The sequence below is a fragment of the Bradyrhizobium sp. genome, from assembly GCF_036735945.1.
Taxonomy (GTDB): domain Bacteria; phylum Pseudomonadota; class Alphaproteobacteria; order Rhizobiales; family Xanthobacteraceae; genus Bradyrhizobium.
Map to the genome: position 1 here is coordinate 1 of NZ_DAINNI010000172.1, position 8,253 is coordinate 8,253.

At 64.0% G+C, this 8,253-nt stretch carries 10 protein-coding genes; 7 read left to right on the top strand and 3 right to left on the bottom strand.

Annotation, left to right across the window (positions count from 1 at the left end):
- The coding region (locus V7E26_RS27780) for an AMP-binding protein (protein ID WP_324422524.1) at positions 1-1,237 on the bottom strand (1,237 nt) is incomplete at its 3' end.
- On the bottom strand, positions 1,167-1,931 hold the full coding sequence (locus V7E26_RS27785; RefSeq protein ID WP_324422526.1) for a TetR/AcrR family transcriptional regulator: 765 nt from the start codon (positions 1,929-1,931) through the stop codon (positions 1,167-1,169). The genes V7E26_RS27785 and V7E26_RS27780, both read right to left, overlap by 71 nt.
- Positions 1,932-2,025: 94 nt before the next feature.
- Here V7E26_RS27785 and V7E26_RS27790 point away from each other — a divergent pair, with 94 nt between their 5' ends.
- The 5 genes from V7E26_RS27790 to V7E26_RS27810 all read left to right on the top strand — a co-directional run bounded on the left by V7E26_RS27790 (position 2,026) and on the right by V7E26_RS27810 (position 6,186).
- Positions 2,026-3,210, top strand: coding sequence for a lipid-transfer protein (locus V7E26_RS27790; protein WP_324422528.1), 1,185 nt, complete (start codon positions 2,026-2,028; stop codon positions 3,208-3,210).
- 7 nt (positions 3,211-3,217) lie between these two features.
- Positions 3,218-3,673, top strand: coding sequence for a MaoC family dehydratase N-terminal domain-containing protein (locus V7E26_RS27795; RefSeq protein WP_324422530.1), 456 nt, complete (start codon positions 3,218-3,220; stop codon positions 3,671-3,673).
- A complete protein-coding gene (locus tag V7E26_RS27800; protein ID WP_324422532.1) occupies positions 3,670-4,077 on the top strand; it encodes a MaoC family dehydratase in 408 nt (135 codons plus the stop codon). Before V7E26_RS27795 ends, V7E26_RS27800 begins: the two co-directional genes overlap by 4 nt.
- Before the next feature lie 9 nt (positions 4,078-4,086).
- Entirely contained in the window at positions 4,087-4,914 is an 828-nt protein-coding gene (locus V7E26_RS27805) for an SDR family NAD(P)-dependent oxidoreductase (RefSeq protein WP_324422534.1), read from the top strand.
- Positions 4,915-5,403: 489 nt separating this feature from the next.
- On the top strand, positions 5,404-6,186 hold the full coding sequence (locus tag V7E26_RS27810) for a Crp/Fnr family transcriptional regulator (protein ID WP_324422535.1): 783 nt from the start codon (positions 5,404-5,406) through the stop codon (positions 6,184-6,186).
- Between the two features lie 3 nt (positions 6,187-6,189).
- Here the strand turns inward: V7E26_RS27810 and V7E26_RS27815 are convergent, their stop codons facing one another.
- On the bottom strand, positions 6,190-6,567 hold the full coding sequence (locus tag V7E26_RS27815; RefSeq protein ID WP_324422536.1) for a hypothetical protein: 378 nt from the start codon (positions 6,565-6,567) through the stop codon (positions 6,190-6,192).
- 402 nt (positions 6,568-6,969) lie between these two features.
- Between V7E26_RS27815 and V7E26_RS27820 the strand changes: the two genes are divergently transcribed.
- Together V7E26_RS27820 and V7E26_RS27825 are read left to right on the top strand one after the other, a co-directional pair.
- On the top strand, positions 6,970-7,545 hold the full coding sequence (locus V7E26_RS27820; RefSeq protein ID WP_324422538.1) for a hypothetical protein: 576 nt from the start codon (positions 6,970-6,972) through the stop codon (positions 7,543-7,545).
- Positions 7,546-7,547: 2 nt separating this feature from the next.
- Positions 7,548-8,253: cbb3-type cytochrome c oxidase subunit I (locus tag V7E26_RS27825; RefSeq protein WP_324422540.1), on the top strand; the 706-nt coding region annotated here is incomplete at its 3' end.

An 8,253-nucleotide genomic window follows, 5' to 3' on the forward strand; every position in this document is an offset into this window, starting at 1 on the left:
TGATCATGTCCTTGACGCGGTCGACGACGTAGACGAAGCCGTCCTCGTCCATGTAACCGCCGTCGCCGGTATGCATCCAGCCGTCGATGACGGCCTTAGCGGTTTCCTCGGGCCGCTCCCAGTAACCCATCATGACATTGTCGCCGCGCACCGCGATCTCGCCGACGGTGCCTGATGGCACCACCCTGTCGTCGGCATCGACGATCTTGACTTCGCAGCCGAGCGCGGCGCGGCCGGCGCCGCGATGCCGGCCCTTGGCGCGGCCGTCGCCGATATGCTCCTTCCAATGCAGCAGCGTTGCGATCGGCGACAGCTCGGTCATGCCGTAGGCCTGGGTGAACTCGACATGCGGCAGGGCCTTCATCGCGCGCATCAGCACCGCGTCGCTGATGACAGAGGCGCCGTAGGCGATCCGCTTCAAGGACGACAGGTCGTAATTGCCGAGCGTCGGATGATCGACGAACATCTGGATCATGGTCGGCACCAGCAGCACGTCGGTGACGTGTTCCTTCTGGATCGCGGTCGCGACGCCATCGGGCGTAAAGCCCTGGATCACGACGTTGGAGCCACCCGACAGCAGCACCGAATACATCGCAGCACCATTGGCGAGATGGAACATCGGCGCCGCATGCAGATAGATCGTCGTGCTCGGCCACAGGCCTTCGCCGAGCGCGTTCAGCGCATTGGCCATCAGATTGCCATGGCTGAGCATCACGCCCTTGGAGCGGCCGGTGGTGCCGCCGGTGTAGAAGATGCCGGCGAGATCGTCGCGCTTGCGCATAGCGTCTGCGATCGGTTGGCTCTGCGCGATCAGCGTCTCGTAGTTTGCCATCCCGGCCGGCGTCTCGCCGTCATCGGCATGGACCAGCTTCAGGCCGGGGATGGCTTTCGCGAGTGTGGCGCCGACCGGCGCGAATGCCTTGTCGACGAACAGGATCTCGGCGCGGCAATCGCGCATTGCATCCTCGTTTTCGAGCGGGCTCCAGCGGATGTTCAGCGGCACGATCACGGCGCCGGCCCAGCCGACCGCGAGGTAGAGCTCGAGATAGCGATCGGAATTCATTGACAGCACCGCGACGCGGTCGCCGTCGCTGGCGCCGAGCCCGCGGATCGCGGCGGCGAGGCGCGCGACACGTTCGCCGACCTCGCGCCAGTTGCGCCGCCGTTCACCGCAGACGATGGCGAGCCCGTTTGGATTGACCTGCAGCGCGCGGCGCAGTCCGTGCGTGACGTTCATCTTGATCCTCCCTTGATGCCTCGGTCTTGCGGGGCGGTTTGTCCGCCTTCTTGCGCGTCGATGTCGTGGCGATGCCCTCGGTGAGGCGGATCGCGAATTCTTCTGCGATGGCTTCCGCTGTCATCGGCCCGCCCGGCTGGAACCAATGGCCGATCCAGTTCAGCGAGCCCGCGATCGCAAACGCCGACAGCTTTGGATCGCACGGCTTGATCGTGCCGTCGGCAATGCCCTCGGCGATGTAGTCGCGGAAGGCGCGATCGATCTTCCTCTTGGCGGTGTTGACGGTTCTGCGGTTATGTTCGGTGAGGTCGCGAACGTCGAAACGGACCAGGCTCTTGCCGTAGTCGGTGGTCATTACCGCGGCGTAGCTGAGGATCAGCTTGCGCAGCCTGGCGAGGCCGGTGCCGCCGCCGGATGCGATCTCGTTGATGCAGTCGTCGACGCGTTCATTGCCGATCGCCCAGCACTCGAACAGGATCTCGTCCTTGCCGCGGAAGTAGTTGTAGAGCGCCGGTTTGGTGATGTTGAGCCGCTCGGCGACGTCGTTGAGCGTGGTGCGGTGATAGCCCTGCTCGAGGAAGAGCTGCACGGCGGTGCCCAGCACGGCCTCGCGTTTCTCGTCGCGGGCGCGGCGCCGGCTTTCGAACGGCAGCCAGGGTGATTGACGGATGGAAGAGGGCGAGCGGGCGTCCATATTCGCAAGGCTTGTCGCATTGACTTGGGGCTGACGGCCCGTATATTACCCATGGGTAAGAAATAGTCCAGTGGGTAATGTCCGGGAGGAAGCAATGACGTCACGCACCTATATTGCCGGGGTGGGCATGATCCCGTTCGTCAAGCCCGGCGCCAACGCGCCGTACCACGTGATGGGCGCGGAGGCGGCGAAGCTCGCGCTCGCCGATGCCGGCCTCGACTACGGCAAGGTGCAGCAGGCCTATGTCGGCTATGTCTATGGCGACTCCACCTGCGGCCAGCGCGCGCTCTATGGGGTCGGCATGACCGGGATACCGATCGTCAACGTCAACAACAACTGCTCGACCGGTTCGACTGCGCTGTTCCTGGCGCGCCAGGCCATCGAGTCGGGCGCCGCCGATTGCGTGATGGCGCTCGGCTTCGAGCAGATGAAGCCCGGCGCGCTCGGGGCCGTCTTCACCGATCGTCCCAGCGCCTTCGACGATTTCGATGCGGCCGCCGACAAGCTGGTCGACGCGCCGGGCGTGCCGCTGGCGCTGCGTTACTTCGGCGGCGCGGGCCTCAGCCACATGAAGAAGCATGGCACGCCGCTCAGCGCGTTCGCAAAAGTGCGCGCCAAGGCCAGCCGTCACGCGAAGAATAATCCGCTGGCGCTGTTCCGCAAGGAAGTGTCTGCCGACGACGTCATGAACGACCAGGTGATCTGGCCGGGCGTGATGACGCGGTTGATGGCGTGCCCGCCGACCTGCGGCGGCGCGGCGGCGATCCTGGTCTCCGAAAAGTTCGCCGACCGGCATGGGCTCAACAGGAGTGTCCGCATCGCGGCGCAGGCGATGACGACGGATACGACGTCGACCTTCGGCGCCGGCGACATGATGCAGGTGGTCGGCTACGACATGGCCCGCGACGCCGCGAGGAAAGTCTACGAGGCCGCCGGCATCGGCCCTGATGACCTTGACGTCGTGGAGCTGCACGATTGTTTCGCCCATAACGAGCTGATCACCTATGAAGGCCTCGGCCTTTGCCCCGAGGGCGGGGCGGCGGGCTTCATCGACGACGGCGACAATACGTATGGCGGCAAGATCGTGACCAATCCGTCCGGCGGCCTGCTGTCGAAGGGCCATCCGCTGGGGGCCACCGGCCTGGCGCAATGTTACGAGCTGACGCGGCAGCTCCGCGGCACGGCGCAGGCAACCCAGGTCGAGGGCGCGCGGATCGGCCTGCAGCACAATCTCGGCCTTGGCGGCGCCTGCGTCGTCACGCTTTATGAACGCGCCTGAGGCCGCGATGGTCGATCAATCCGCCGTCGGGCGTGCCTTCACGCCGGTCACTGCATGCGTCGAGCCGGGGCGCCTGCGCTTCTTCCTCGACACGATCGGGGAGACCAATCCGCTCTATCGCGACGAGAGCGCCGCGCGGGCGGCGGGGTATGCGGCGCCGCCGGTGCCGCCGACCTATCTGTTCTGCCTGGAGATGATGGATGCCGCCGAGCCCTTTGAATTCCTGACGGCGCTCGACATCGATCTCGCCCGCGTGCTGCATGGCGAGCAGCGCTTTGACTATCGCGGACCAGTCGCCGTCGGCGATACCGTGACATTCAAGCCGCGCGTGACCAGCGTGACCGAGAAGAAGGGCGGGGCGATGACCCTGGTTGTGGTCGAGACCGAGGTGACCAACCAGCACGGCGTCCACGTCGCCGACATTTCGCGCACGGTGGTGGTGCGCAATGCGAGGCCGTCATGAGCGCAGATTCTCCGTCAATTGGCGACCGTCTGGTCCACAAGGAGTTTCCGCCGATCACCCGCCACCGGCTCGCGCTTTATTGCGGAGCGTCGGGCGATCACAACCCGATCCATGTCGACATCGATTTCGCGAAGCAGGCCGGGTTTCCGGATGTCTTCTCGCACGGCATGCTGGTGATGGCCTATCTCGGGCAGGCGCTGACGGACGCGGTCGCGCCGTCACGCATCCGCTCGCTCTCGACCCGCTTTGCCGCCATCACGCAGCTCGGCGCGAAGCTGACCTGCGAAGGAACCGTCGCCGAGCTGCTGGAAGACAAGGGCGAGCGGCGCGCCAGGCTCGCGCTGACCGCAAAGGACCAGACCGGCGAGATCAAGCTCGCCGGCGAAGCCGTCATCGCGATCTAGGGAGAGATCATGTCGAAACTGCAGGGGAAGGCCGCAATCGTCTCGGGCTCGGGGCGCGGCATCGGCCGCGCGATCGCGCTGAAGCTCGCAAGCGAGGGCGCGAAGGTTGTCATCAACGATCTCGATGCCGAGCCCGCTGACGCCGTGGTTGCCGAGATCAAGGCCGCCGGCGGTGAGGCGGTCGCGGTCAATGGCAGCGTGACGGAGCCGGGCTTCGCCGATCGTTTCGTCGGTGCCGCGATCGAGCGCTTTGGCGGGTTGGACATCATCGTCAACAACGCCGGCTATACCTGGGACTCCACGATCCAGAAGATGACGGACGAGCAGTTCCAGGCGATGCTCGACGTCCACCTCGTCGCTCCCTTCCGCATCATGCGTGCCGCGGCCGAACCGATCCGGGTGATGGCGAAGAAGGAGGCCGAGGCCGGCCACGAGGTTTTCCGCAAGGTCGTCAACATCTCCTCGATTGCGGGTCTTTACGGCAATGCCGGGCAGGCGAGCTATTCGTCGGCGAAGGCGTCGCTGGTCGGGCTCACCCGCACCATGTGCAAGGAGTGGGGCCGCTACAAGGTCAACGTCAATTGCGTGGCTTTCGGGCTGATCAACACCCGTCTGACCCAGCCGATCGAGGCGCAACAGAACACCATCGAGATTGCCGGCCACGACATCAAGGTCGGCGTGCAACCGCAGATGCTGGAAGCGATGGGCCGGATGATTCCGCTCGGTCGCGGCGGCACGCCGGAGGAGGCGGCAGACGCGGTCTATCTGTTCTGCAGCCCGGAATCGAACTACATCAGCGGCCAGGTGATCGTCGCCGGCGGAGGGCTGCTCATCTGACGGAATGACAGGCGGATCGCGGCGATTGCCGGCAGGTCGGCAACCAGTGCCGGCGCCAGCGTCAGTCTCTCAAGGCCGCTTCGCCTCCGGCCAGCTTGGTCGTCCCTGAACTATCTCAGCGGCGTTCGTGAACGCTTGTATAGGCGCTATCGCGCAACCAAGCCGCTAATCTCGTCACAAACAGCGCGCGCCGCTCACGTTTTCCTCCTGGCCGGTCGGCGGGAAGGGCGAAGCACGACGGTCCGCGCAATCTCCGGGCAGCCGAAACTTGGGTCAAAGTTTGCGCTGGCTCAAAGTTCTTTCGGCGGATGGAGAGTTGATTGTGAGCGCGAGCCGCCATCGAAGCCGGCAACGCCCGTTTACTCCAAACCAGACCATGCACGAACGTGCATTGGAAAAGCGCCAGTCCATCGCGGTGCTGCCACGAGGCAGTGCGCGCCGAGATCGGAGGCGGAAGAGTCATGCCAGAGGAAACCTTCGAGGGGACACATGACCGTGCCGACTCCTGCCGATCTGGCCGTTGCGTCACAGATCCCGGTCTTCTCCGGACTGAAGCCGGAGGTGCTTAATGTCCTGCTGGCGCCGGCGCGGGTCGTCAATCTTCGGCCGGGGAGCATGCTGTTCCGGCAGGGTGAGCCGGCGGCGTCGTTCTTCATTATCGTCGAAGGTTGGATCAAGCTCTATCGCGTCACTCCCGCCGGTGATGAGGCGGTCCTCAGTGTCTTTGGCGCCGGCCAGAGTTTTGCGGAAGCCGTGACGTTCACATCAGGCCGTTATCCGGCGATGGCAAGCGCGGTGACGCGCACGCGCATGATAATGATCCCGGCCGATCACGTCATCGACTGCATTCGAAAGATGCCGGAGGTGGCGATTGCCATGATTGCCTCGGTGTCGTGCCACCTGCACCTGATGGTAAGCCGGATCGAACAACTCACCGCGCAGAGCGGAATGCAGAGGGTTGCGGATTTTCTCATTTCGCTGGCGTCGACCGTCGAGGGGCCGTGCCGGATTGCCTTGCCCTATGACAAATCCCTGATTGCCGGCCAGCTTGGTCTGAAGCCCGAATCGCTCTCCAGGGTGTTTGCCAAGCTGAGGTCGGTCGGCGTCGATGTTCGCGTTTCGGATGTCATCGTGGACGATGTCTCGACGTTGCGCAGCCTTGTTGCGAGCGATCGCATCAAGCCGCGTGGTATCACTTTCAATCTCGGCAACCGCAAGTCTCCCTCCGCGGATGCGGCAGCGCGGGCCGCGCTGGCAGCGGTCGATCGGTAGCGGCTAGCGCAGAGCGGACCGGATTGCCGGCAGGATGTTCGCGTGCCAGGCGGCGGCGCCGAAGCGCTGCTCCACGACCTCCTCGTTGAAAACGACGAGCCACAGCGGCACCCCATCACTCTTCTTCAAGCGGGTCTTGAGGCCACGTATCTGCTCCGGCCAGGTTTCATCCTTGAGGATATCGTGCAGATGGGCTGCCTTCACCTCGATATAGGTGATGCGCGCGAATTCGGCCGATCGCCGGAACGCCGCGCCGTCATTGTTCTGCCAGGCGCGACACGGCGCGCAGTCCTCGGCTCCAACGTAGATCAGCTTGAGGTCGGCCGCGCGCGCCGGCGGAGGGGTCTGCGCAAGGAGCAGCGCCGTGACGATCGCTGCCATCGCTGCAAACATCCCCAGGCACAGCCGCGCGCTTGGCGCCCGGCAGACACTCATGCGCACCACAGCATATCTCATGCTCGCATTATTTCGATCGCGGGTGGCACGTCCTTAACCGCGGTCAAGGAAGCACACGCTGCCTTCGTCCTAGCTTGCGAAAGATCATCGAGCCGGGAGATCGCCGATGCCCCCCACTGAAGTGAATACGCCGCGCCCAGGTGTCGCCGAACGAGTGCCCGTTATGCAGCAAGTGCTCGACAATCCGTTCCTGCTGCTGTTCCTCGGCGTGACCTTGCCTACCGTCCTCTATCTGATCTGGGGCGTGATGGAAGTCGCCTCGATCCCGCTCGCGAAATGAAAATCGTCTCGCGCAACCGATAACGCAATCTGGGAAGGGGAATCGAAATGGCTGTCACACCGCCCGAAAGACGCATGTGGTGGAACGAGCCTATCGAACGGGTCGAACTGGTCTGGATCGTGATCGCCTTCCTGTGGGGGCTGTTCATGTTCGTGTTCATGATCGCCTGGCATTTCATCGGACAGCAGAACCTCAGCAAGGAAGCCTACCGAATCACGCCTTCGGCCTACGAGGCCAAGGTCGATGACTTCGCCAAGAAGAATCAGGTGCGCGAAGAGGGCGGCGTTCCCGTCGCGAAGCCGAAGCCGGGAAGCGACGTCTACCTGCTCGGGCGCCTGTGGCAGTGGTGGCCGATCCTCGAACTGGAGAAGGGCCAGAGCTATCGCATCCATCTCTCTTCGATCGATTGGCAGCACGGCTTCTCGCTGCAACCGACCAACATCAACATCCAGGTCCATCCCGGGCTTGAGCACGTGATTTCGCTGACGCCGACGCAGAGCGGCGAGTTCGGCATCATTTGCAACGAGTTTTGCGGCATCGGCCATCACACGATGACCGGCAAGATCTACGTGACCGAGCCGCAGAAGGCCGAGGCGGAACCGCGCCTGGCGGATGGGAGGTAAGCATGACCGCAGAGACCGTGATTGGTGCCGTTTCCGCCAAGGGCGATTTCCGCACCTGCCAGTACACCGGGCTCAAGGTCGACGCCGCCGCCCAGAAGCTGATCATCGCCAATGCGGTGGCGGCCGTGGTGTTCCTGGCGATCGGCGGCTTGATGGGCCTGCTGGTCGCGCTCACTAGGTGGCCGGCGGTGCATCTGCTTCCGGCCGACTGGTTCTATCTGATCCTGACCGGCCACGGCGCCAACGTGCTGCTGTTCTGGATCATCTTCTTCGAGATCGCCATTCTCTATTTCGCGTCGGCTGTGCTGCTGAATTCGCGGCTGGCCGCGCCAAAACTCGGCTGGCTCGGCTTCGTGCTCATGATCGTCGGCGCGATCGCCACCAATGTGGCGGTGCTGCAGGGCGATTCGAGCGTGATGTTCACCTCCTATCCGCCGATGATGGCCAAGCCGCACTTCTATCTTGGCATCATCCTGTTCGCCGTCGGTGCGCTGATCGGCTGCGGGCTGTTCTTCGCGACGCTGGTGATCGCCAAGGAGGAGGGGACTTATGAGGGGTCTATCCCGCTGGTGACATTCGGCGCGCTGACCGCCGCCATCATCGCGGTCTTCACCATCGCCTCCGGCGCGATCATCCTGATCCCGACCTGGCTATGGTCGCTCGGCCTGATCTCCGACATCGATCCGTTGATGTACAAGGTGATCTGGT